The sequence below is a fragment of the Nonomuraea sp. 3N208 genome, from assembly GCF_052245935.1.
GTDB lineage: Bacteria > Actinomycetota > Actinomycetes > Streptosporangiales > Streptosporangiaceae > Nonomuraea.
Window position 1 is genome coordinate 225,467 of record NZ_JBQQBR010000005.1, and the last position, 23,989, is coordinate 249,455.

Below are 23,989 nucleotides of genomic sequence, written 5' to 3' on the forward strand. Positions count from 1 at the left end.
CCTCATGAGCTCTCGGCGAGGGCGCTCATGAGCTCCACCACGCCCATTCCCAACACCTTTGACGAGGAAAAGCCGCGCGATCCTTACTGGTACAAGCGGGCCGTCTTCTACGAGGTCCTGATCAGAGGTTTCGCCGATTCCAACGGCGACGGCACGGGTGATATCCGTGGCCTCATCAACAAGCTCGACTACCTGCAGTGGCTGGGTGTCGACTGCCTCTGGCTGCTGCCGCTGTACGAGTCGCCACTGCGGGACGGCGGCTACGACATCGCCGACTTCATGAAGATCCTGCCCGAGTTCGGGGATCTGGGGGACTTCGTACGGCTCGTCGATGAGGCGCACAAGCGCGGCATGCGGGTCATCGCCGACCTGGTCATGAACCACACCAGCGACGCGCACCCGTGGTTCCAGGCCTCGCGGCACGATCCGGAGGGGCCGTTCGGCGACTTCTACGTGTGGTCGGACACCGATGAGAGGTACCAGGACGCCCGGATCATCTTCATCGACACCGAGACGTCCAACTGGACCTACGATCCGGTGCGCGGCCAGTACTACTGGCATCGGTTCTTCCACCACCAGCCGGACCTCAACTACGAGAACCCGGACGTGCAGGACGCGATGCTCGAGGTGCTGCGGTTCTGGCTGGACCTGGGCATCGACGGGTTCCGGCTGGACGCGGTGCCGTACCTCTTCGAGGAGGAGGGCACCAACTGTGAGAACCTGCCGAGGACGCACGAATACCTCAAGCGCGTCCGGGCCGAGGTGGACCGGCTCTTCCCGGACCGCGTGCTGCTCGCCGAGGCCAACCAGTGGCCGTCGGACGTGGTGGAGTACTTCGGCGACCCCGTAGGCGGCGGGGACGAATGCCACATGGCCTTCCATTTCCCGCTGATGCCTCGCATCTTCATGGCCGTACGCCGGGAGTCCCGCTACCCCATCTCCGAAATCTTGGCCCAGACGCCGAAGATTCCTGAGCACTGCCAGTGGGGGATCTTCCTCCGCAACCACGACGAGCTGACGCTCGAGATGGTCACGGACGAGGAACGCGACTACATGTACACCGAGTACGCCAAGGACCCCCGCATGCGGGCGAACGTCGGCATCCGCCGCCGCCTGGCCCCCCTGCTGGAGAACGACCGCAACCAGATCGAGTTGTTCACCGCGCTGCTCCTGTCGCTGCCCGGCTCCCCGGTGCTTTACTACGGCGACGAGATCGGCATGGGCGACAACATCTGGCTCGGCGACCGCGACGGCGTCCGCACGCCCATGCAGTGGGACCCGGACCGCAACGCCGGCTTCTCCGACTGCGACCCGGGGCGGCTCTACCTGCCAGTGATCATGGACCCGATCTACGGCTACCAGGCCATCAACGTTGAGGCCATGCAGAAGAACGCCGGTTCGCTGCTGCACTGGACCCGGCGCATGATCGAGATCCGCAAGCGGCACCCTGTGTTCGGTCTCGGCGAGTACATCGAGCTCAATTCCTCCAACCCCAGCGTGCTCGCGTTCGTGAGGGAGCTGGGTGATGACCGGATGCTGTGCGTGAACAACCTGTCACGCTTCCCGCAGCCGGTCGAGCTCGACTTGCGGAGATTCGTCGGCGTCTCCCCCGTGGAAACCATGGGAGGCGTGCCATTTCCGGCAATTGGCGAACTTCCGTATCTTTTGACGCTACCTGGGCATGGGTTCTACTGGTTCACACTCCCGCCGGCCATAACCCAGGAGGAGTAGGACGTGCTTGCTGAGCTCCTTGCCGCATGGATCAGCCGACAACGATGGTTCGGCGGCAAGGGGCGCCCGATCGACCAGCTATCGATCGACTCGGACGTCGAGCTGACGCCCGGGCTCAGACACTTGATCGTCGCCGTCTGGCAGGACGGCTCGCGCGATCGCTACCAGCTCCTGCTCGGCGAGCGCACGGAGCTTCCCGACCGGCTGACCCACGCCCTGATCGCCACGGTCGACGACATCTACCTGTACGACGCCGCGCACGACCCCGACCGCACCGGCTGGCTGCTCGAGGGCATGGCCCACGACGAGACCCGCAGCGGCCTGCGCATGCGCCACGTCTCCGGCGCCGAGATCGACACCTCGCCACGCAGCCTCGTGCTCGGGGCCGAGCAGTCCAACACCTCTCTCGTGTACGGCGACGCCTACATCTGCAAGCTCTTCCGCCGCCTCATCCCCGGGGTCAACCCGGAGCTGGAGATCATCACCGCCCTGGCCGCCAGGGACGCCCCGCACATCGCGCAGCCGTACGGGTGGATCGAGGCCGATCTCGACGGCACGGACACCACGCTCGCGATCATGCAGGAGTTCCTGTCCAACGCCAATGACGGCTGGGACCTGGCGCTGGCCAGCGTGCGCGACCTGTACGCCTCCATGCCCGAGCTCGCGGCCGCCGAGGCGGGCGGCGACTTCGCGGCCGAGTCGCATCGGCTGGGCGTCGCCACCGCCCAGGTGCACCGCGAGCTGGCGGCTGCCTTCCCCACGGACGTCGTCGAGTCGCACGAGGTCAAGCGCACGGCGGAGGGCTTCAGACGCCGGCTGGGCCGAGCCGTGTCCGAGGTGCCCGAGCTGCGGCAGCATGTGGGCGTCCTGGAGGACGCCTACCACCAGGTGGAGTACCTCACCACCGAAGTGTTCGTGCAGCGGGTTCACGGCGACTACCACCTGGGCCAGGTCATGCGGACGCCGACCGACTGGGTGGTGCTGGACTTCGAGGGCGAGCCAGGGCAGCCGCTGGCCGAGCGCAGGGCGTTGTCGTCGCCGCTGCGTGACGTGGCGGGGATGCTGCGCTCGTTCGACTACGCGGCCAGGCACCTGCTGGCCGGCCACCCGGAGGCAGCCGGGCTGGAGCCCAGGGCCCAGGAGTGGGCGGACCGCAACCGGGCCGCCTTCCTGGACGGATACATGGAGGGCGGCGGCAAGATCAACCGTGGCGAGGCGGCGCTGCTGCGGGCGTTCGAGCTGGCGAAGGCGGTGTACGAGGTGGTCTACGAGGCCAGGAACCGGCCCACGTGGTTGCCCATCCCCTTGGCCGCCTTCCGTCCGCGTTAGGACAGCTCCTCGACCAGGCCCGACAGTCCCTCATGACCGAGACCCCTGGCCACGCGCTGGTCGATGACGGTCTTCATGGGCAGCAGCAGGTCGGGTTTGACGCCCTGCTCACGGAAGGCACGCACGAGGTTTTCCAAGCCCGCCCTGTTGATCTCCAGGTTGGACACCTCCGTACGGTGGTCGCCCGCCTCGATCTTCTCGGCCCAGGCCGGCTGGAGCGCGGCCATTGCGTTGAGCCATGGAATCAGCAAGTTCGTGGTGAATTCCTTCAACGGATACTTCGCCGACGTGACCATGACCGCCGCCTCCAGGAAGCCGGCCATCTGGCCGTACATGCCGGTCAGCATGGCCAGGTCGAGCAACGGAGCCATGCCGGGGTCCTCCCCCACGTACCGGGGCTCGGCCAGGACGGCGAGCGCCTGCTCGTGGCGGTCGAAGGCGGCTCCTGAGCCGCTGTAGAGGATGAGGGCGCCAGGCTTGGCGATCATGTGAGGCACCGCCATGATGCCGCCGTCCAGGTAGTCGGCCCCACGCTCGGTCGCCCAGGAGGCGGCCTCGCGTGCCTCGGCAGGGCGGCCCGTTGTGAGGTTGGCGAGCGTCCTTCCGGCCAGCGAGACCTCGTGGAGGACCTCGTAGACGGACGGGTAGTCGAGGAGGCAGGCGATCACCAGGGGGCTCGCCTCGACGGCCTCCGCCGGGGTCGCGGCGGCAGTGGCGCCCTTGGCCACCAACGGGTCGGCCTTGCCCGGTGTGCGGTTCCACACGGTGACGCGGTGCCCAGCGGTCAGGAAGGCGTCGGCGAGCGCGGAGCCCATGAGACCGAGGCCGAGAACGGAGATGTTTTCTGGCATGGGAAAAGTGTCGGAGTGCGAGGTTATGGTCTGGTTCGGAGTGGGTTATGGGGGGTGGGATGCGGTTCGGGGTGCTGGGGCCGCTCGCGGTGTGGACGGCGGACGGGGAGCCGGTCCGGGTGATCGAGACCAAGGTCCGGGCGCTCCTTGCCGGCCTGCTGATCCACGCCGGCCGGACGGTCTCCGCCGACCGGCTGGTGGAGGACCTGTGGGGCGCGCGTCCGCCCGCCAACGCGCCCGCCGCGCTGCGGGTGAAGGTGTCGCAGCTGCGCGGGGTGCTCGGGGATCGGGAGCTGGTGGCGTACCGGGCGCCCGGGTACGTGCTGCGCGTGGAACCGGACGCGGTGGACGCCGGCCGCTTCGAGACGCTGCTCGGGCGCGCGCAGAACGCCGGTGACCTCCGGGAACGCACCACGCTGCTGCGGGAGGCGCTGGATCTGTGGCGTGGTGACGCCTATGCCGAGTTCGCCGACGAGCCGTTCGCGCAGGCCGCCGTGTCGCGGCTGGACGAGCAGCGACTCGTGGCGATGGAGGAGCTGGCCGAGGCGCGGCTCGGGCTGGGCGAGCACGCGCTGGTCGCCGCCGAGCTGGCCGACCTGGTGGCCCGGCATCCGCTGCGGGAGCGGCTGCGGGCCGTGCACGTGCGGGCGCTCTATCTGGCGGGGCGGCAGAGTGAGGCGCTCACGGCGTATGAGGATCTGCGAGGCCGGCTGCGGGAGGAGTTCGGGGCGGATCCGTCGTCCGAGCTGGCCGCGCTGCACCAGGCGATCCTGCGCCAGGATCCGGCCTTGGACGCGCCTGTCCGGGTTCACTCGAACCTGCCCGCGCCGTTGAGCGATCTGGTGGGGCGGGAGGAAGCGGTGGCCGAGGTCCGTGCGCTGCTGCGGGCTTCCCGTCTGGTCACGCTCACGGGGCCGGGAGGCGTCGGCAAGACGCGCCTGGCCCTGGCGGCAGCGGCGGCCGTGGGCCCACGTCCCGCTGCGCCGGCACCAGGCACCCTGCACGGCCCCGGCCCCGGTGCTGGGTTCGGCGGAGGTGTGTGGCTGGTGGAGCTGGCGGCGCTGCGGCCGCATGCCGGGGTCGTCGAGGTGGCGGAGGTGGTCGGCGGCGTTCTGGGGTTGCGGGATGACGTGGCCGGGTCCATGGTCGATCGGGCGGCGGCCGCTCTTGAAGGCAAGAGGACGCTACTCGTCCTCGACAACTGCGAGCACGTCGTCGAGCAGGTCGCCACGCTGGCGGCCCGGCTGCTGCGCGCCGCACCCGAGCTGCGGATCCTGGCCACCAGCCAGGAGTCGCTGCGGATCGAGGGTGAGGCTCTGTGGAGGGTGCCGCCGCTGGCGCCGGAGGCGGCGGTGGAGTTGTTCACGGCGCGGGCGGGCATCGAGCCGGACGCGGACGTGGCGGAGATCTGCGCCAGGCTCGACGGGCTCCCGCTGGCGCTTGAGCTGGCCGCGACCAGGATGCGGGCGCTGACGCCCCGCCAGCTCGCCGAGCGCCTGGACGACCGGTTCAGGCTGCTCGCCTCGGGGCTGCGGGGCGCCCCGGCCAGGCAGCAGACGTTGCGGGCGATGATGGACTGGAGCTGGGAGCTGCTTTCCCGGCACGAGCAGGTGGTGTTGCGGCGGCTGGCGGTGCACGCCGACGGGTGCACGCTGGAGACAGCCGAGGAAGTGTGCGCGGAACCGGGCGTGGACGTGCTCGACCTGCTGGCGAGGCTGGTGGACAGGTCGCTGGTGGTGCGGGCCGCCGGGCCGCGTTTCCGGCTGCTGGAGTCGGTGGCGGCCTACTGCCGGGAACGGCTGCGGGAGGCCGGCGAGGACGACCTGATCGCACTGCGGCACGCCCGTTACTACACAACCCTGGCCGAGCGGGCGGAGCCATACCTGAGGGGGCATGAGCAGCGGCGCACGCTCGCGCTGCTCGACGCCGAGGGCGCCAACCTGAGGGCGGCGCTGGAGACGGCGGTACGGCTCGGCGCGGCCGGCGAGGCGGTGCGGCTGGTGAACGCGATGGCCTGGTACTGGGTGCTGAGTGGCAGGCTGGGCGAGGGCCGGCGGGCGCTGGAGAGCACCCTGGCCATCCGCGGCGATGCGGCCGAGACCCAGGTGTGGCTGGCCGGGCTGCGGACGCTGGCGGGGCGGCCGCAAGTGCCTGACGCCGCGGTGTTCGAGGCCATCGAGGATCCGCTCACCAGGGCCAGGGCGAGGTGGTTTGCCGGGTTCGCGCTGTTCGGCTACGACGACCTGTCGGCGAGCGTGCGCCTGGTGCGCGAAGCGTTGGAGTGCTTCAGGGAGCTGGGCGACACGTGGGGCACGGCCGCGGCGCTGAGCGTGCTCGCCAGGAACGCCGCCATGCAGGGCGACCTGGAGGCGCTGCGGCGGGCCGGCGAGCAGGGGCTGGCGCTGTTCAGGGAGGTCGGCGACCGGTGGGGCGAGATGCGGGCCGCGGAGAACCTCGGCACTCTCGCGGAGATCACCGGCGATTACGAGCAGGCCGCCACGCTGCGCGGGGAGGGTCTGCGGATGGCCGAGGAGCTGGGGTTGTGGAGCTCGGTGTCCGACGCGCTGTCACGGCTGGGCAGGATCGCCCTGCTGACGGGCGACCACGCGGCGGCCGACGACTACCACGAGCGGGCCAGGCGGCTCGCGGCCGCGCAGTCGAACCGGCCCGCGGAGGAGTTCGCCGAGCTCGGGCTCGCGCTGTCGGCCAGGCGGCAGGGGCGGCTGGAGGAGGCCGAGCGGCGGCTGCGTAAGTGGCTGGACTGGGTCAGGGACGTGGCGGGCGAGCCAGGAGCCGCACTGATCCTGGCCGAGCTGGGGTTCGCCGCCGAGCAGCGGGGCGACCCGGCGGCCGCGCTGGAGCTGCAGTCACAGGGCCTGGCGGCGGCACGCAAGGTCGGCGACCCGCGGGCCACGGCGCTGGCGCTGGAGGGCCTGGCCGGCGCACGGGCGCTCGCCGGACGGCACGAGGAGGCGGGGTTGCTGCTGGGCCAGGCGGCGGCGCTCAGGTCGTCCGTGGGCGCCCCGCTGCCGGCCGGCGAGCGGGGCGACGTGGACCGGATCACCGCCGCGGTGGAGGGTGCCCTGGGCCGGCAGGAGGCCGCGGCGGCAGTGTCCCGTGGCGCGACCCTGCCGCTCGAGGACCTCCTGTCCGAGTACAGCTAGTGCGCCGGATAAGCGCCGGAAACGCCGTAGACGGCGACCGCGGAGCGGTGTTCCTCCTGCACGTCTGTGATCTTGCGGACGACGACGATCGCCAGCACGGCGGCGACCAGCGTCAACGCGATGCACACCATGTCGAACCGGGCGGCCGCGGCGATCTGGTCCAGCTCCTCGGCGCCGAACATCAGCCGCGCGCCGACGTTCGACACCAAGTTGGCGATCAACCAGGCGGCCCACCAGGCGTGGAACACGCCCTTCTGAGGCGAGGGACTGCGGGTGGAGGCGTCCCAGATGTCGTCCACGATCTGCTTCGGGAACCAGAACCAGACGATCGGCACGAACCAACCGAGGATCAGCCAAGGCTTGGAGCGCCGGTGCCCGTCCGGCGCGAGGAGTTCGGCGTTCGCCCTGACCCTGAACAGCCAGACCAGGAACGCCACGACCGCGACGACGTACACGACGGCCTCGAGGATGCCGGACATGCCGTAGACGAGGTCGGCTGCGTCGACCTGCGCTTCGCTCACCGAGCCGCGGTCGGTGATCATGCGGTCGACCAGGGCCGCGTACCAGAAGTCGATCGCGGCGACGGCGACGCCGACGACGGACTCGCACACCAGCGCCACCACCGCGAAGATCGCTACGCCGCGGACCGGGCGCAGTGGCGGGGGTGGTGGTGGGTATCCGGGTAAGTAAGGTGGCGGATGCATGGCTCGATCCTTTCTGGAGGGATTGACCGAGCAACGCACCAGTATGTCGAGCCAAGAGCGGGGAAAGGATCAGTTATCCCTCCCGGCATGCTCTCGTGATGAAGCCGGGATTTTGCACTTTCTGTGATTGTCTCGGTGAAAGCGGGCAGTGCCTGGGATGGACGGTCATCGTAGGGCAAGGTTGGGAGCATGCCGATGAGGACAGAGCTCGACCGCCTCGCGGGCGGGGCACACCATGATCCGCACTCCGTGCTGGGAGCGCACCCCGTCGCCGGCGGGGTGGTCTTCCGCACGCTGCGCCCGCTTGCCGAGCGGGTCAGGGTGGTGCTGGATGACGGTACGGCCCACGACATGAAACACCAGGCCCACGGGGTGTTCGAGGTCACGGTCCCAGGCCTGGACAAGGTGCCCGACTACACGCTCAGCGTCAAGTACGCCGGCGCGGAGCCGCATGCTTTCCGTGACCCGTACCGGCACTGGCCCACGCTGGGCGAGGTGGACCTGCACCTCATCGGTGAGGGGCGGCACGAGCGGCTGTGGGAGGCGCTCGGCGCGCGGGTGATGAAGCATGAGGACGTCGAGGGCACCGCGTTCTCCGTCTGGGCCCCGAACGCGCGCGGCGTCAGGGTCCTCGGCGACTTCAATCATTGGGACGGCACCGCCTACCCGATGCGGTCGCTGGGCCGGTCAGGGGTGTGGGAGCTGTTCATCCCCAAGCTGGCGGCGGGCGAGCGGTACAAGTACCAGATCCTCGGCGCGGACGGCATCTGGCGGGATAAGGCCGACCCGATGGCCAGGCGGACCGAGGTGCCGCCGATGACGGCCTCCGTGATCGACAAGTCGGCCTACGGCTGGGACGACGACGTCTGGATGGCGAACCGGCCGGAGAGGAATTCGCAGGCCGAGCCGATGAGCGTCTACGAGGTGCATCTGGGGTCGTGGCGGCCCGGGCTGACGTACGTGGAGCTGGCCGACCAGCTCTCGGAGTACGTCGCCGACATGGGGTTCACGCACGTGGAGCTGCTGCCGGTGGCCGAGCACCCGTTCGGCGGGTCGTGGGGCTACCAGGTGACGTCCTACTACGCGCCCACGGCCAGGTTCGGCACCCCCGACGAGTTCCGCCACTTCGTGGACCGCATGCACCAGCTGGGCATCGGCGTGTTGCTGGACTGGGTGCCCGCGCACTTCCCGATGGACGACTGGGCGCTCGCGCGGTTCGACGGCACGCCGCTGTACGAGCACGCCGACCCGGCCAGGGGAGAGCACCCGGACTGGGGCACGTACGTCTTCGACTTCGGCCGCAGGGAAGTGCGTAACTTCCTGGTCGCCAACGCGGTCTACTGGCTCAAGGAGTTCCACATCGACGGGCTGCGGGTGGACGCGGTGGCGTCGATGCTCTACCTGGACTACTCGCGCCGGGAGGGCGAGTGGACGCCGAACGTCTACGGCGGCAGGGAAAACCTGGACGCGGTCGACTTCCTCAAGGAGATGAACGCCGTCTGCTACCGGGAGACGCCCGGCATCTCGACCGTGGCGGAGGAGTCGACGGCCTGGCCGGGGGTGTCGCGGCCGGTGCACCTGGGCGGGCTCGGATTCGGGTTCAAGTGGAACATGGGCTGGATGCACGACACGCTCGAGTACCTGCGCCATGAGCCGATCTTCCGCCAGTATCACCACCACCAGATGACGTTCTCGCTGCTGTACGCGTACTCCGAGAACTACGTGCTGCCGTTGTCGCACGACGAGGTCGTGCACGGCAAGGGATCGCTGCTGGGCAAGATGCCCGGTGACGAGTGGCAGCGTTTCGCGCAGCTGCGGGCGCTGCTGGCGTTCATGTGGGCGCATCCGGGCAAGCAGCTGCTGTTCATGGGCGGCGAGTTCGGCCAGGGCTCGGAGTGGTCGGAGGAGCGCGGACTGGACTGGTGGGTGCTGGAGTTCGACGGGCACCAGGGCGTGCAGCGGCTGGTCCGCGACCTGAACCGGATCTACAAGGAGACCCCGGCGTTGTGGCAGCAGGACTCCTCGCCGGACGGGTTCCGGTGGATCGACGCCGACGACGCTTCAGGGAACACGTTCTCGTTCGTCCGTTACGCGAACGACGGGTCGGCGGTGGCGTGCGTGGTGAACTTCAGCGGCGGGGCGCACGAGAACTACCGGCTCGGGCTGCCGTACGCGGGGCGGTGGGAGGAGGCGGTCAACACCGACGCCTACGACTACTGGGGCAGCGGCGTGGGCAACATGGGGTCGGTCGAGGCGGCCGTGGAGGCGCACCACGGACTGCCGTACTCCACCACGCTGCGGGTGCCGCCGATGGGCGCGGTGTGGCTCACGCACGAAGGCACACACTGAATATCCGCTGAAAGTTCGGTGGGAAACGGGCCCGGGGCCTGTGCCTGACGGGCAAATCGCCATAAACTCCGAGATCATCCCCTCGGAGGAAGAACGCGTGCGACTTCGCCACCTGATCGTGTGCTCGATCGCCCTGGCCGTGCTCCCGTTATCGGGTCCGGCCTACGCAGACGACCCGACACCGACGCCGACCCCCGCGCCCAGCAGCACCAACCCCGCTCAGGACCGCGCTCAGGACAAGGTCGAGGATGGCTTAGCCGTCGACGGCGGCGCCGAGCGGGCCATCGTCGAGCTGACCGAGCCCGCGCAGAACGAGCCCGTGGCCAGCCAGGCGGCGGCCGAGAGCGTGGACGTGCTGCTGCGGCCGCAGAACCAGTCGTTCATGGTCGTCGAGGGCACCGCGGAGGAGCTGGCCAAGCTGGCCGAGGATCCGCGGGTCACCTCGATCCACCGGGACAGGACGTACACGCCTGCCGACGTCTCCCCCAACCTCAAGCTGATCGGTGCCGACCAGGCGCACGCCAAGGGCTTCACCGGGACCGGCCAGGCGGTGGCCGTGCTGGACACCGGCATCGACCGCGACCACCCGTGGTTCGGCAACCGGATTGTGGCCGAGGCGTGCTTCTCGGCCGTGGAGAGCGGCGTGGAGTCGCTGTGCCCGAACGGGCAGCCGGAGCAGATCGGGGCCGGCGCGGCCGACGCCATGACGGCGAAGTGCCTGGCCAATGGCGTGAACCTGTGCGATCACGGCACCCACGTCGCGGGCATCGCGGCCGGCACGGGGGGCGTGGCACCGGGCGCCGGAATCGTGGCGGTGCAGGTGTTCAGCCGGGTCAACGACGAGGACGTCTGCGGCGAGCCGTCGTGCCTGCTGGCGTTCGAGTCGTCGCTGCGGCTGGCCATGGACTACGTGGCGGGGTTGAACCAGCCGGTCGCCGCGGTGAACCTGAGCCTGGGCGGCATGTTGTCGGAGACCGACTGTGACGCCAGTGAAGAGGGCGCGATCTTCAAGCCGAAGATCGACGCGCTGCTGGCCAAGGGCGTCGCGACCGTGGTGGCCGCGGGGAACGAGTTCTTCGAAGGGGCGTCGTACCCCGCCTGCATCTCCTCGGCGGTGGCCGTCGGGGCGAACAACGGGAGCGACGCCATCGCGGACTTCTCCAACCGGGGTGCGCTGGTGGACCTGTTCGCGCCGGGTGTGGACATCGAGTCGTCGGTGCCGGACAACGTGACGACCGTCTACAGCGGCACGTCGATGGCCACACCGCACGTGGCCGGGGCACTGGCGCTGATGAAGCAGGCCGCACCGCAGACGGCGATGCCCGACCTGATCAACACGCTGAAGTCGACCGGCCGTCCGTACGTGTACCAGGCCAACGGCACGCAGGTCACCACGCCGCGCCTGGACCTGGCGGCGGCGCTGGCCGGCGCGACGCCGCAGCCGCCCATCACGCAGACACCGGTCGTTCCGGAGCCCGGCCCCACGGAGAGTGGCCCGAGCCCCGAGCCTACGGACGGCGATCCCTCGGACACTCCGTCGGACGAGCCTTCGGATGAGCCCTCGTCGTCCACCTCACCGGTCCCGCTGCCGACCGTCACGGTCACGGTGACCGTCACGCCGACGCCGGCGACCACGGCGGCGGTGTGCACGCGCGGCACGGCGGCCACGAAGATGTCCGCCAAGGCCTGGGCCGTGGAGATCCACCGCAGCAGCGGCACGATCCCCGACGCCACGCTCACCTGCTATCTGAAGCTGATCAGCAAGTCGAGCAAGGTGTTCCCTGAACTGACGAAGGCGTCGTCGCTGGGCAAGGCGTACCGGGTGCTGAAGAACACCAAGACCGGTAAGGCCAAGCTCGAGAGCGCGCTGCTGACGGCCTGGCTGAACTGGGCGCACGGCACGAACGGCACCACGACCTTGACGGCCGCTGAGAAGGTGCGGCTGAGCGACAAGCCGTCCGCGACGTCGCTGAAGCAGGCGACAAAAAACGTCCTCAAAACCGTCAAATAAGTAATTTCCAGAAAGGCCGGTCAGTCTTGACCGGCCTTTCTTCTTTTGCCTCGCCAAGCAAAAACGCCTCCAACGTTTATCTCGGTCACATACGTCACCGACATCACCGTTGTCGCAGGTGGGGATGTATGCGGCTGTACGCAAGCCGGGAGCCGGAAGAGCTTCACGGCTCCAGCCTCAGCCAACGTCACACCCGCTCCACGGAGGAAATAGTGAGGCTACGGTCCTTGCTCGTCTGCGCCACCGCGCTGGCCGCCACATCCGCCATGCTCTGCACGGCCCCGGCACTCCACGCCGACTCCACCGACTCGCCCATCACACCCAGCAACGCCGGCTCCACCGACTCGCCCATCACACCCAGCAAGGCCGACGCGGCCGGCCCGGCCATCAGCCCCGCGCTCATCAAGGAGATCCAGTCGGGGACCAGGGTCCGCTCCATCATCCAGGTCAAGCCCGGCCAGAGCGTCGACGCCGTCGCCGGCGACATCGAACAGGCCTCCGAGGGCAGCCGAGTCCTGGAGTCGGCGAAATCGCCGAACTTCTTCGTCGCCGAAGTGGACCAGCCGACGCTCGCCAAGCTCCAGCAGGACGTCCGCGTCCAGTCGGTCTACAAGGATGAGCTGCACCCGCCCACCCTCGACACCAGCACCGTCGTGATCCGCTCGAACCGGGCGAATGCCGCAGGCTGGACCGGCAGGGGGACGGCGATCGCCGTACTCGACACGGGGATCGACCGCGACCACGGTTTCTTCACCAACCGGCTGGTGAACGAGGCGTGCTTCTCCTCGTCCGTCGCCAGCGACGGCACGGTCTCGCTCTGCCCGAACAACCAGCCCAGCCAGACCGGTCCCGGCGCGGCGGACGCCGAGACGGCACAGTGCATGGTCAACGGGACGAGCATCTGCTCCCATGGCTCGCACGTGGCCGGCATCGCGGCGGGCAGGATGGCCGCCGGCGCCCCGGCAAACGGGGTCGCTCCCGGGGCCGGCATCCTGGCGATCCAGGTCTTCAGCCGCGTGGACAACCCCCGGACCTGCGCGATCGGCAGGAGAATGTCGCCGTGCCTCCTGAGCTACACCTCCAATCAGAAGCTGGCGCTCGAGTACGTCGCCAGGGTGGTCAGGACGTACAACATCGCGGCGGTGAACATGAGCCTGGGCGGCGGCGGCCCGCACACCAGGGCGTGCGACGACAACGCGGGCGCCGCCGCGGTCAAGCAAGAGTTCGACACGCTGGTGGGGCTCGGGGTGGCGCCGGTGGTGGCGGCCGGCAACAACGGCTTCGCGAACGGCGTCACCTCCCCCGCCTGCGTCTCCACCGCCGTCGCGGTAGGCGCGACCGACGATGCTGACAGGCTGGCCGAGTTCACCAACCGGGGGCCGCTGGTCGACCTGTTCGCGCCGGGTGTGGGCATCCGATCGGCGGTGCCGGGCGAGAGGTACCTCGACGCGAGCGGCACGTCGATGGCCGCGCCGCACGTGGCGGGCACGTTCGCGCTGCTGAAGCAGGCCTTCCCCGGCAGCTCGGTCGCGCAGAACCTGCAGCGTCTGCAGAGGACAGGAAGGGGCATCCCGTACGACGCTGGGGGCACCCCGACGACCACGTCGCGGATCGACGCCGAGCGCGCCACCGCCGACGGCCGCGCCGCCGCATAAGGCGCGTGCAGAGCGTCGAGCAGGGGCCGGAGCCCGCGCAATGAGGGGATTTCGGCCCCAGGGAAATCACCGCATACAGAACAAGAAGCGGTAACGGAACCCACTAGCCCCTCTGATACCAGATGTCTAATAACTACACTTCCGTGGACAGACGCCCCCTGACCCCCGGAGGAGCAGTTGAGACTCCCGTCTCTGCTGGCCGGCGCCATCGTGTTAGCCGCCACCTCGGCAACACTGGTCGCCACACCCGCGTTCGCCGACCCCGAATCCAAGATCGACCCTGAGATCACGGCGACCGGCGAGCACCGCGCCATCGTCCGCGTGCAGCAGCCCGCCCAGGTCGACTCCGCGCAGACCAGCGCGGAACAGGTCAAGCAGGACAGGAAGAACGTCTCTGCGGAGCCGCCCTCGGAGATCGCCGGCAAGCTGGACTTCTTCGTCTACCGCGGCACCCGCGCCGAACTCGAGAAGATCGCCGAGCAGTCCGACGTCGTCTCCATCCGCAAGGACAAGCTCAACGAGCCCACGCTGGTCCAGAGCATCCCGCTGATCGGGGCCGACAAGGCGCACAAGCAGGGCTTCACGGGCAAGGGCACGGCCGTCGCCATCCTCGACACGGGCATCGACCAGGACCACCCCGCCTTCGGCGGCCGCATCGTGGCCCAGGCCTGCTTCTCGGCCACCGACCCCGTCGACGGCTCCAAGCCGCTGTGCCCGAACGGCAGCCAGTTCCAGATCGGCGACGGCGCCGCCGACGCCGAGACTGGCGCGTGCATGACGGGCGCCCCGCAGCCGCAGTACGGCCTGTGCTACCACGGCACGCACGTGGCGGGCATCGCGGCGGGCCAGGCCACGAGCGGCTTCGCGGCCAACGGCGTCGCCCCGAAGGCCAAGATCATCCCGGTCCAGGTCTTCAGCCGCTTCGAGAACTCGCCGTACTGCGCGGGCCGCCCCGTCTGCGTCCTGGCGTACGACTCCTCGATCCTGACCGGCATGGCGTACGCGGACATGCTGGCCGGCCAGTACAACCTGGCCTCAGTGAACCTGAGCCTGGGCGGCGGCAAGTACGAAACGGCCTGCGACGCGGGCGACGGTGCGGACTTCAAGGCCGAGGTGGACAAGCTCCTGGCCAAGGGCGTGGCCACGGTGGTGGCCTCGGGCAACAACGGCTACGACGCGTCGGTGTCCTGGCCGGCGTGCGTCTCCAACACGGTCGCGGTAGGCGCCACGGACAAGCAGGACGGCGTGGCCGCCTTCTCCAACCGCGGCCCGCTCCTGGACGTCTTCGCACCGGGCGTGGCCATCACGGCGGCAATCGTGGACGACTCGTACGCGGCCCTGAACGGCACCTCGATGGCCACCCCCCACGTAACGGGCGCCTTCGCCCTGCTGCACCAGAAGCACCGCAGGGCAGGAGTGGACCATTTGCTGGAAGCCCTGAAGAGCACAGGCAAGCCGATCACGTACTCAAGCGCAGGCACTGAGGTGACAACCTCCAGAATCAACGTCTACGCCGCACTCCGCAGCCGCCTCTGACCAACGAACGCAAGGGGTAGGTTGCCCTCGCACACCTACCCCTTGCCCAATTACGTGGTTGCCTGACGGGACCCCGCCCCGAGCGGTCCTCGCTATCGCTCGGGCTGTCCTCCTTGGGGCGCGCCGCCGGTAGGCGATGGCTGGAGGTGCTCCAGCCGCGCGCGGGTGCTCACATGGCTCCCTCGTCAGGTGGTGCGCCGCCGGAGTGTGCGGCAGCGTTGTATTGGTCAGATTCCGTGGCGCAGATTTGCCCCTCGGCGCTTTGTCATGACGCCAGCAGGTCCAGAACGAAACCGTAGATGAAGATCCAGAAGGCGAGCCAGCGCAGCGGATGGGCTGGAGGGTCGCGGTCGAGGAGATTGGCCTGCCATTCGGTGATGAGTCGGACGGGGAAGTAGATGATCTGTAACCAGCTTTCGTAAAGCGCGCCGGGCTGGACGGCCATCACGCCGGCTATGCCCATGCCTACAAGCCCTACGAGGAGGGAGTACCAGTCGCCGGTGGGCATCAGGCCTCCCACACTGGCTACGAACCAGGCCAGAAACAGAACGACCGCCACAGGAGCGATCTTGTCGTTGACGAACGCCCGCCATCTCCTGGCCCGCCGCAAGCGCTTGACCTGCTCTCGGGACAGACCTCGTTCCACGAGCTCGCGCGCCATGGAGGCGAGCCGTGGCTTCTGCTCGTGATCGATGGGCACGTCGACGAACAGCTGGCGCACCGCCAGGTACTCCTCCCAGGTATATGGCGCGCCCGGTGGCACCTTCTTCGCTTCCGCAGCGAGAGTCGGCGGGCCCGTCCACTGCTCATTCCGCGGGCCCAACGCTGTCTCATGCGTGATCACGTTGTCACAGAGCCATCTTTCCGCCGCCAGGTACTCGTTTACACTCCGGCGCTCGGAGATCTTCGGGTCGATGCCGCGCAGCCGCATCCCGGCTCGCTTGCCTATTTTCCGCAGCGTGTCGGCGGGCACGAGGTCGAGCAGGACCACAAGACCGGCGATGAACTGCAACCCTTTGCCGACGCGACCCCACGACAGCATCGTGGTGAACCCGAGCCGAACGTCCTCTGTGCCGCGTCCGGCGGACCACTGCCCCAGAACGTCGATCAGTCCAATGAACAGGCCCCACACGATCGCGGCGAGAGTCACCCCGGCGTAGAGTCCTCGTCGCGTCCACTTTCGCGTCTTGTCGGTCAGCCCGCGCCACCACCGCGTCCATGGTCTGGATACCAGGGTGAGCGCGATGATCCCCACAATGGTCAGGAGGGCGCCGTACACGAGCCAGTCGTTCTCGACCGCCCGTACGGTCATGTGAGCCAACAGCACCACGGCCACGAAACACAGCACTCGCTTGATCCGCACCCTCATAGGAAAGCGTGTCCGCGGCCGGACCGCATGTGGCGTGAGAGGATGACGCGCGTTCCGAGCCGAATGCCGATCGTCGAGGGCCAGGCGCAGTGCGTTCCGCCTGCTTCCACCACATGCCGGCTATCTACGTGCACAGCTTGGTACGAGGATGGCGGGCGCTGGGGCGGCGAGAAGGGGCCTGCTCCGGCGCGGAGATTGCCAGGCGCAGCGTGAGTCTCCGACTACGCGTAGAGGTCCCCCAGACTGACCAAGCGGACGTCCCCAGGCAGGTCCTCCTGGAAGCCGGCTCCGCTGTAGCAGGCCAACACCGTGCCGCTGGTGTCGTAGCCCTTCGCCGACAGCAGGTCGCGGGCTCGCCGCAGCCGGTCGACGTGCCCTGAGGTCATCACCTTGTCCCACTTGACCTCTCCGAGAGACAGCACGCGGCGCGGACGCCCGTGCTCCTCCGGGGCGAGAACCGCCACGTCGACCTCGATCTGCGTCCGGTTGACCGGGTCCGCGACGGTGCCGGCGGCCACCTCGCCGGGGAAGCCACCGAACACCTCGGCTTCCGCGCGCACCGCCCACTCCCTGCACAGTCCTTCGAAATGCGGTCCGACCACCTGAGACAGGAACCGTGCCCGGGAGTCCCGCCAGGTGGCCTCGGACCTGCCTCGTTCCAGACGGGGCCATTCGCTCCGCATCACGGCCTCATAGAAGACGATCAAGGGCTCGCAGATGCGGAAGAGGGATTTGCCCTTCCTGACAGCATCGGCTTCACGGGCGATCAGGTGGGAGTCCTCCAGCACCGCCAGCGGATGCCCGATGTCCGGAGATTTCCGGCCGATGTAGTTGGCGATACCGCCCCGCGTGGCGTTCCCGCCGGCGATGGCGCTGAGCACGGCATGATACAAGGCCATGTCGCGGATATCAGTCTCCTCAGCCAGCAGATAACGCGCCTCGCGGAACAGCGGCATCTGCCGGTTGAGCACCGTCCGCAGGACCCATGCGTCGAAATCCTCCATCGACGCCGGAGCGTCGCCGGCCACGAACTCGCGCCGATACGCCGGCGTGCCGCCCACGATGGAGTGGACCAGCACCGCGAGACGGGGATCGTCGATCCCCCAGAACTCGGCCGACGCCCGATAGTCCAGCGGCTTGACGACCATTTCCAGGCTGGCCCGCCCGCGCAGCGGCGCGTTGCCCGCCAGGAGCTTGCCCATCACCCCCATCGCCGAGCCACACAGCAGCAAGCGAGCGTTGCCTCGCCGGATGTATCCCCTGGGGTCGAGAGCGTGCTGGATCAATGAGGGCAGCGAAGGCGATGCCTTGGTCAGATAGGGGAACTCGTCGATCACGATGATCCCCTCTTGGACTACGGCGAACAGCCGCTCCAGCGCCTCGTCCCAGTTGGCGAACGCGTAACGCCCGCCTCCTGTCCGCGCGGCCAGCCTCTGACCGAATCGGGCGAGCGCCTGGGCCTCCGTCTCTTCCAGCCCGGTGAAGAAGAACCCGCCGGTTTCCTGGACGAGAGCGTCTAGAAGGAATGTCTTGCCCTGACGGCGCCTGCCGCTCACGATGCCGAGCCGCACGTCAGGGCTGGGCGACGTGGCGAATCTCACCAGGCCGGCCCACTCCTCGTCACGATCGAAGACGAAGTCGGGCTTGATCACCGGCAGCATAGTGGAACTATACAGCTAAGGCCTGTACACCTTAGCTGTATAGTTCTAAGCGCATTTCGAAATGTGTCGCTTAGGGTGGCTCTATGGACGCAGGCAAGGCGATCTTCGAAACCGTCGACAAGCTTCGCCAGCGGCGCACCGCCCCGCTGGTGCTGGAGCTCGATCTTACTGAGGGCATCACGGAAGGCCCGCCGACGGACCCGCTCGCCGCGGTGCTGTCCATGCGGAAGACGCGCCTGTCCGATGTCCTGTCCGGGCTACGCAGGGCCAGGCAGGACTCCAGGGTCAAGGCGCTGATCGTGAAGATCGGGGCCGCTCCCCTGGGCCTGGCCATGGTGCAGGAGCTGCGCCAGGCCGTGATCCACTTCAGGGCTTCCGGCAAGCTGACGGTGGCGTTCTCAGAGACGTTCGGCGAGTTCGGCGGCGGCACCGTGCCCTACTACCTGGCCAGCGCGTTCGAGCGCGTCTACCTGCAGCCGAGCGGCGACGTCGGATTGACCGGGGTGGCGTTGGAGCAGCGTTTCCTCAAGGGGGCGCTGACGAAGCTGGGCGTGGGGTTCGAGTCCGGGCAGCGGCACGAGTACAAGACCGCCCCCAACACCTTCACCCAGGACCACATGACCGAGCCGCACCGCGAGTCCATGGGCCGCATCGTGGAGTCGGTCACCGAGACGATGATCGCCGGCATCGCCGACGGCCGCAGGCTGGACGCGGGCAAGGTGCGCGAGCTGATCGACCGGGGCCCCTTCACTGCCGCGGAGGCGAAGGAGGCCGGGCTGGTCGACGGGCTGGCGTACCGGGACGAGGTGTACGACGAGGTCAAGAAGGCCGCGGGCGGCGAGGCGCACTTGCAGTACGTGTCCAGGTACGCCAGGGCAGCGGCCGTGCGGAAGTTGCCGCACCCGATGGCCGACGGGATCGCGCTCGTCCACGGCACCGGCATGATCAAGACAGGGCGCAGCGGCCGGAGCCCGCTCGGCGGGGGCGGCGCGATGGGCTCCGACACGATCAGCGCCGCGCTCCGAGCGGCCAGGCGCGACGAGCACATCAAGGCGGTCGTCTTCCGGGTCGACAGCCCCGGCGGCTCGTACGTGGCCTCCGACACGGTGTGGCGTGAGGTGTCGCTGACGCGCAAGGTGAAGCCGGTGATCGTCTCCATGGGTGACCTGGCGGCGTCCGGCGGCTACTTCGTCGCCATGGCCGCCGACGTGATCGTGGCCCAGCCGGGCACGCTGACGGGCTCCATCGGCGTGTACGGCGGCAAGCCCGTCTTTTCCGAATTGCTCGGCAAAATGGGGATAAATTCGGAAATGGTGGCGGAGGGGGCTAACGCTGGGATGTTCTCCACGTCCCGCAGCTTCTCCCCCGAGCAGTGGGAGCGGATCAACGCCTGGCTCGACCGGATCTACGACGACTTCGTGGCCAAGGTCGCCGAGAGCCGCAAACTGACCCGCGAGCGTACCCACGAGCTGGCCCGAGGCCGCGTGTGGACCGGCGCCGACGCGCAGTCGAATGGACTGGTGGACGAGCTGGGCGGGCTGGAGGACGCGCTGGCGCTGGCCAGGAAACGAGCCGGGCTCGGCGACGACGCTCCCGTCCGCATGTACCCACGACTCAACCCGCTGGAGCGCCTGCGCGGGCCGGAGTCCAGCGAGGACAAGTCGGCCGCCCTGGCGAGGGTGCGCTTGGACGCCTGGGGGCCCCTGGCCCGCCTGTCCGCGGAACTGGGCCTCCCGGCCGCGGGCCCGCTGATCCTGCCCGAGTGGTACGTCATCCGCTGACCAGGTGACCAGGTGGGGCATGGCCTGACGGTGGCGGGTGGCACAACATCCGCCACCGGCGCTGAAGCCGGCGGACGCGGATTCAGCCGGCCACGGCACCTGACGTCGTCACACCAGGCCGCCGTCTGCTGTGAGGTTCTGCCCGGTCAGCCAGGCGGCGTCCGGGCTCACCAGCAGCGCCACGACAGCCGCGATGTCGGCCGGCGTGCCCATCCGGCCCAGGGCCGTCATGTGCGCGACCGCGGCCGCCGTCTCCGGCGGGACGTTGGCGCGGAGCATGTCGGTGTCGGTCGGGCCAGGTGACACCGCGTTGACCGTGATCCCTCGCCGCCCCAGCTCGCGGGAGGCGACCCGGGTGAGCTGTTCGAGCGCCGCCTTGCTGGCGGCGTAGACCGACTCACCCGCGCTTGGCCAGGCGGTGCCGGTGGAGGAGACGGTCACGATCCGTCCGCCGTCGGCCATCCTGCGGGCCGCCGCCTGCACCGCGAAGAACGCGCCGCGTACGTTGACCGCCATCACCCGCTCGAACACCTCCTGGGTCACTCCGTCGATCGGCGTGTGGTCGATCACGCCCGCGTTGCTGACCAGCACCGACAGCGGCCCCGCCGCCTGGGCGGCGAACACCTCGTCCGCCGCGGCGAACAGCCGCTCCACCTGGCCGGGGTCGGCCGCGTCGGCACGTACGGCCGTCGCCCGCCCCCCGCACACCTCCTCCACCTGCCGAGCCGCCCGCTCGTCGGCGACGTAGCTGAACACGACGGTGGCGCCGTCACCGGCCAGCCGTTCCACCACGGCACGGCCGATCCCGCGCGATCCACCCGTCACCACTGCTGCCGCATGCATGGATGTCCCTTTCTGTTCCGAGAGCCCTCACCATGGCAGCCGTCGCGGAAGCAGAACTTCCGCGAGGTGAGAAAGGGTGGATTCCGTGACCACGAGAGACCCCGCCGCGCGACTGCTGCGCCTGCTGTCGTTGCTCCAATCACGAACCGACTGGCCGGGCCCCGAGCTGGCGGACCGGCTCGGCGTCAGCACCAGAACCATCCGCTCCGACATCGAACGCCTCCGCGATCTCGGCTATCCGGTGTCGGCCACCTCCGGAACGGCTGGCGGCTACCGCCTGGGCCCCGGGGCCAGGCTGCCGCCCCTGCTGCTGGACGACGACGAGGCCGTCGCGGTCGCGGTCGGCCTGCGTACAGCGGCGGCCCAGACGGTGGGCGGGATCGAGGAGACGTCGCTGCGCGCCCTGGCCAAGCTCGAACAGGTGCTGCCCGCCCGGCTGCGCCCGCGTCTGGCCGCGCTGACCGCGTACACGGTGCCCGTGCCGGTGGGCAGCGGCCCGGCCGTGGACTCCGATGTGCTGGCCACGCTGGCCACGGCGTGCCGGGACCGGCGACGGCTGCGGTTCGACTACCGCGACCACGACGGCAACGCCACCGTGCGCGACACCGAGCCGCACCGGCTGGTGTCGACCGGGCGCCGCTGGTACCTGGTGGCGTGGGACGTCGGCCGCGACGACTGGCGGACGTTCCGGATCGACCGGCTCACGCCCAGAACCCCGATGGGACCGTCCTTCCCCGGCCGGTGGATGCCGCCAGGGGACGCGATCGACTTCGTCACCAAGGGCGTGGCCTCGACGCTGGGCCCCTGCCGTACCGTCGCGACCGTGAACGCACCGGCCGCGGCCGTCAGCGAGCGGGTGCCGCCGGTGGCCCGGGTGGAGCATCTCGACGACGACCGGTGCCTCCTGCACATCGGCGCCGCCACCCCGCTGACGCTGGCGGTCTACCTCGCGGCCCTCGGACTGCCGTTCACCGTGGACGGGCCCGCGGAGCTGCTGGAGGCGCTGCGGCAGGTGGCGCGGCACTGCGCCGCCGCCTCACCTCCAGTCGACGCCGCCGCGCATGGCGCCGTTCCAGAGCGCTAGCGGACAACATCAAAAGGGCCGGGAGGTTTCGAACCTCCCGGCCACATCAGCATCACGACCCGCATTGCGCGAGTTCGGCGCCCGGTGCGTCGTGCGGATCCGAACCCCGGCCGGCCGCACGGGACCTGGCGCGAATCCGGCGGAACACCATGCCGGCGGCGATGGCGACTGCGGCGCCCAGCAGCGCGAGCACCACGAGGACGATGGTGGCCGCCCACGGCCAGGCGCTGCCGGTCAGCTTGACGTCCATCACCGGGTATTCCAGCGTCTTCGCCGCCCACCGCGCCGTCGGCACGTCGTAGGTGCGGGCGATGTCACGCAGCACGGGATCGAACGCGAACTCCTCGCCGACGTGGAGGTACTCGGGCTGGAGCCCTCCGGTGGCCGCCGACGGCCCAGTGCCCGCCGCCTGGCGCCGTGCGGCGTCCACGCCGGGAACGAGCAGGCGGTCGAGGCCGTCCGCGACCGCCGTGCGGGGGACGAACGTCAGGCCGTGCCTGGAGCGGACCACGCCGTCGCCGACCGCGACGGTGCGCCCGATCATGGACTGCTCCGTGTAGGTGATGAACGCGGAGGCGAGCTCCAGCTCACCGGTGCCCTCGATGAGCCGCACGCCGATGGTCGACGGCCCGGGCTGGTAGGAGGAGGTGAGGGAGACGACGGCCACGTCCTTGGCCTCGAAGCTGGACTCGGGGATCCGTGCGGCGACGCCGGGAGAGTAGTGGCGCCAGTGGACCTTCCGCGCCGCCTCGCGCGCGGTGTCCACGTCGATCAGCCGTTCGATGATCCGGAGGGCGCCGTCGATTCCGGACAACACTCCGGCGGTGGTGATCAGGTTTCCGTTGTCCACGTACCGCCGGCCGGTCACCCACTGGACCTGGCCGAAGTCCGTACGCAGCCCCGGCAGCCGCCACCAGTGGGAGGTCGCCGGCCTGCCGTCCAGCAGCCCGCTCGCCGCGAGCGTGCGGGCCCCGTTGCAGACGCTGACGGTGATCGCGCCGGCCGCCGACTGCTCACGCAGCCACGCGGTGATGGAGCCGAGCTCCGTGGGAGCCGTCTTGTTCAGGGCCGGGATCACCACGGCGTCGAGGGTGTCGCGCCGCTCGCCCAGCAGCCGCGCCAGCTCGCCGAAGGTCAGGTCCGGTACGAGGTCCAGCCCACCGGTCAGCGGCGCCAGCCGAGGGCCGGGCGAGACGACGTAGGTGTTCACCCGCCCGGTGCCCGCCAGCACCTCGTACGGCCCGAGCAGGTCGGCCACGTTGGTGCCGCTGCCGTTGACCACGAAGGCCACCGTGGGCTTGGCCGGGTCATGGCCGGCGGCCTTCGACGCAGGCTGGACCGCCACCGTGTCCGAGCGTGCCTTGTACTGGTCGCCGAACTTCCCGACGGTGTTCACCGCGGAGACCGCACCCGGGACCAGTAACGCGACCAGTACGACGGCCCCTCGCCCGATCCACTTCCGCGGGAGGCGAAACCGGTGCTGGTGGTGCGTGTACTCGTGGCGCCGCCTCAGCATGACCAGGGCCATGAAGACGAACATGAGCACGTGCCCGATCGACATCACCAGGTGGCCCGGCAGCACACCGAACCAGTAGGGGACGAGCAGAACGAGGAACGGCACGACCATCGCCAGGCTCATCTCGGCGATGGCGGCCCAGCTGTGGCGGCGGACCCGCATCCAGACGGCCATGCCGATGGACATGTCGGCGGCCATGGTCAAAGTGCCGACGTCGACCCGGGTGATGGCGTCCGGCAGGACCGCGCCCCACACCGGACCGAGCAGCACCATCCCGAGGCTCATTGCGATGACCATCTCGATGTAGTGCCAGACGAAGCGGCCGACCATGCGCCTCTTACTGGTTTGGATCGTCATGATGGGGACTCCTGACGTGAGGAACGTGACGTCGCTAACGCTAGGAAT

Annotated in this window: 15 protein-coding genes; 9 read left to right on the forward strand and 6 right to left on the reverse strand. The window is 69.4% G+C overall.

Annotation, left to right across the window (positions count from 1 at the left end; translation table 11 throughout):
* The first annotated feature begins 27 nt into the window (after positions 1 to 27).
* Both treS and ACTWPT_RS09260 read left to right on the forward strand, forming a co-directional pair.
* Positions 28 to 1,731, forward strand: a complete 1,704-nt coding sequence (gene treS / locus ACTWPT_RS09255) for a maltose alpha-D-glucosyltransferase (RefSeq protein ID WP_443176850.1) — start codon at positions 28 to 30, stop codon at positions 1,729 to 1,731.
* 3 nt (positions 1,732 to 1,734) lie between these two features.
* A complete protein-coding gene (locus ACTWPT_RS09260; RefSeq protein ID WP_443176851.1) occupies positions 1,735 to 3,060 on the forward strand; it encodes a maltokinase N-terminal cap-like domain-containing protein in 1,326 nt (441 codons plus the stop codon).
* Here the strand turns inward: ACTWPT_RS09260 and ACTWPT_RS09265 are convergent.
* Positions 3,057 to 3,911: an NAD(P)-dependent oxidoreductase gene (locus tag ACTWPT_RS09265; RefSeq protein WP_443176852.1), complete on the reverse strand. Its 855-nt coding sequence runs from the start codon at positions 3,909 to 3,911 to the stop codon at positions 3,057 to 3,059. The genes ACTWPT_RS09260 and ACTWPT_RS09265 overlap by 4 nt on opposite strands.
* Positions 3,912 to 3,970: 59 nt before the next feature.
* Between ACTWPT_RS09265 and ACTWPT_RS09270 the strand changes: the two genes are divergently transcribed.
* Entirely contained in the window at positions 3,971 to 7,075 is a 3,105-nt protein-coding gene (locus ACTWPT_RS09270; RefSeq protein ID WP_443176853.1) for a BTAD domain-containing putative transcriptional regulator, read from the forward strand.
* On the opposite strand, the gene ACTWPT_RS09275 is transcribed toward ACTWPT_RS09270, so the two are convergent.
* Complete coding sequence (locus ACTWPT_RS09275; RefSeq protein ID WP_443176854.1) at positions 7,072 to 7,779, reverse strand: DUF4328 domain-containing protein; 708 nt, start codon at positions 7,777 to 7,779, stop codon at positions 7,072 to 7,074. The genes ACTWPT_RS09270 and ACTWPT_RS09275 overlap by 4 nt on opposite strands.
* A gap of 195 nt (positions 7,780 to 7,974) precedes the next feature.
* On the opposite strand from ACTWPT_RS09275, the gene glgB reads away from it, so the two are divergent.
* The 4 genes from glgB to ACTWPT_RS09295 all read left to right on the forward strand — a co-directional run bounded on the left by glgB (position 7,975) and on the right by ACTWPT_RS09295 (position 15,330).
* Complete coding sequence (gene glgB / locus ACTWPT_RS09280) at positions 7,975 to 10,128, forward strand: 1,4-alpha-glucan branching protein GlgB (RefSeq protein ID WP_443177003.1); 2,154 nt, start codon at positions 7,975 to 7,977, stop codon at positions 10,126 to 10,128.
* Positions 10,129 to 10,225: 97 nt separating this feature from the next.
* A complete protein-coding gene (locus tag ACTWPT_RS09285; protein ID WP_443176855.1) occupies positions 10,226 to 12,139 on the forward strand; it encodes a S8 family peptidase in 1,914 nt (637 codons plus the stop codon).
* Positions 12,140 to 12,351: 212 nt separating this feature from the next.
* Positions 12,352 to 13,794: a S8 family peptidase gene (locus ACTWPT_RS09290; protein WP_443176856.1), complete on the forward strand. Its 1,443-nt coding sequence runs from the start codon at positions 12,352 to 12,354 to the stop codon at positions 13,792 to 13,794.
* 177 nt (positions 13,795 to 13,971) lie between these two features.
* Positions 13,972 to 15,330, forward strand: coding sequence for a S8 family peptidase (locus ACTWPT_RS09295; RefSeq protein WP_443176857.1), 1,359 nt, complete (start codon positions 13,972 to 13,974; stop codon positions 15,328 to 15,330).
* Between the two features lie 265 nt (positions 15,331 to 15,595).
* On the opposite strand, the gene ACTWPT_RS09300 is transcribed toward ACTWPT_RS09295, so the two are convergent.
* Both ACTWPT_RS09300 and ACTWPT_RS09305 read right to left on the reverse strand, forming a co-directional pair.
* Positions 15,596 to 16,666 (reverse strand): hypothetical protein, encoded by a 1,071-nt coding sequence (locus tag ACTWPT_RS09300; protein WP_443176858.1) that lies wholly within the window; start codon positions 16,664 to 16,666, stop codon positions 15,596 to 15,598.
* A gap of 254 nt (positions 16,667 to 16,920) precedes the next feature.
* Complete coding sequence (locus ACTWPT_RS09305) at positions 16,921 to 18,360, reverse strand: ATP-binding protein (protein WP_443176859.1); 1,440 nt, start codon at positions 18,358 to 18,360, stop codon at positions 16,921 to 16,923.
* An 83-nt stretch (positions 18,361 to 18,443) separates the two neighbouring features.
* Here ACTWPT_RS09305 and sppA point away from each other — a divergent pair, with 83 nt between their 5' ends.
* Positions 18,444 to 20,141: a signal peptide peptidase SppA gene (gene sppA, locus ACTWPT_RS09310; protein WP_443176860.1), complete on the forward strand. Its 1,698-nt coding sequence runs from the start codon at positions 18,444 to 18,446 to the stop codon at positions 20,139 to 20,141.
* A gap of 108 nt (positions 20,142 to 20,249) precedes the next feature.
* On the opposite strand, the gene ACTWPT_RS09315 is transcribed toward sppA, so the two are convergent.
* Positions 20,250 to 20,984, reverse strand: coding sequence for an SDR family oxidoreductase (locus tag ACTWPT_RS09315; protein ID WP_443176861.1), 735 nt, complete (start codon positions 20,982 to 20,984; stop codon positions 20,250 to 20,252).
* A gap of 85 nt (positions 20,985 to 21,069) precedes the next feature.
* Between ACTWPT_RS09315 and ACTWPT_RS09320 the strand changes: the two genes are divergently transcribed.
* Positions 21,070 to 22,068 carry a helix-turn-helix transcriptional regulator gene (locus ACTWPT_RS09320; RefSeq protein ID WP_443176862.1) on the forward strand — a complete coding sequence of 333 codons (999 nt, stop codon included), beginning with the start codon at positions 21,070 to 21,072 and terminating at the stop codon, positions 22,066 to 22,068.
* 52 nt (positions 22,069 to 22,120) lie between these two features.
* Here ACTWPT_RS09320 and ACTWPT_RS09325 read toward each other — a convergent pair whose 3' ends face one another.
* Complete coding sequence (locus ACTWPT_RS09325; RefSeq protein WP_443176863.1) at positions 22,121 to 23,941, reverse strand: DJ-1/PfpI family protein; 1,821 nt, start codon at positions 23,939 to 23,941, stop codon at positions 22,121 to 22,123.
* Between the last annotated feature and the right edge of the window lie 48 nt (positions 23,942 to 23,989).

Bases quoted from the DNA above. Each gene is read 5' to 3' on its own strand.
- treS (WP_443176850.1), top strand. From the start codon at position 28: ATGAGCTCCACCACGCCCATTCCCAACACCTTTGACGAGGAAAAGCCG.
- ACTWPT_RS09265 (WP_443176852.1), bottom strand. From the start codon at position 3,911: ATGCCAGAAAACATCTCCGTTCTCGGCCTCGGTCTCATGGGCTCCGCG.
- ACTWPT_RS09270 (WP_443176853.1), top strand. From the start codon at position 3,971: ATGCGGTTCGGGGTGCTGGGGCCGCTCGCGGTGTGGACGGCGGACGGG.
- ACTWPT_RS09275 (WP_443176854.1), bottom strand. From the start codon at position 7,779: ATGCATCCGCCACCTTACTTACCCGGATACCCACCACCACCCCCGCCA.
- glgB (WP_443177003.1), top strand. From the start codon at position 7,975: ATGAGGACAGAGCTCGACCGCCTCGCGGGCGGGGCACACCATGATCCG.
- ACTWPT_RS09305 (WP_443176859.1), bottom strand. From the start codon at position 18,360: ATGCTGCCGGTGATCAAGCCCGACTTCGTCTTCGATCGTGACGAGGAG.
- sppA (WP_443176860.1), top strand. From the start codon at position 18,444: ATGGACGCAGGCAAGGCGATCTTCGAAACCGTCGACAAGCTTCGCCAG.
- ACTWPT_RS09315 (WP_443176861.1), bottom strand. From the start codon at position 20,984: ATGCATGCGGCAGCAGTGGTGACGGGTGGATCGCGCGGGATCGGCCGT.
- ACTWPT_RS09325 (WP_443176863.1), bottom strand. From the start codon at position 23,941: ATGACGATCCAAACCAGTAAGAGGCGCATGGTCGGCCGCTTCGTCTGG.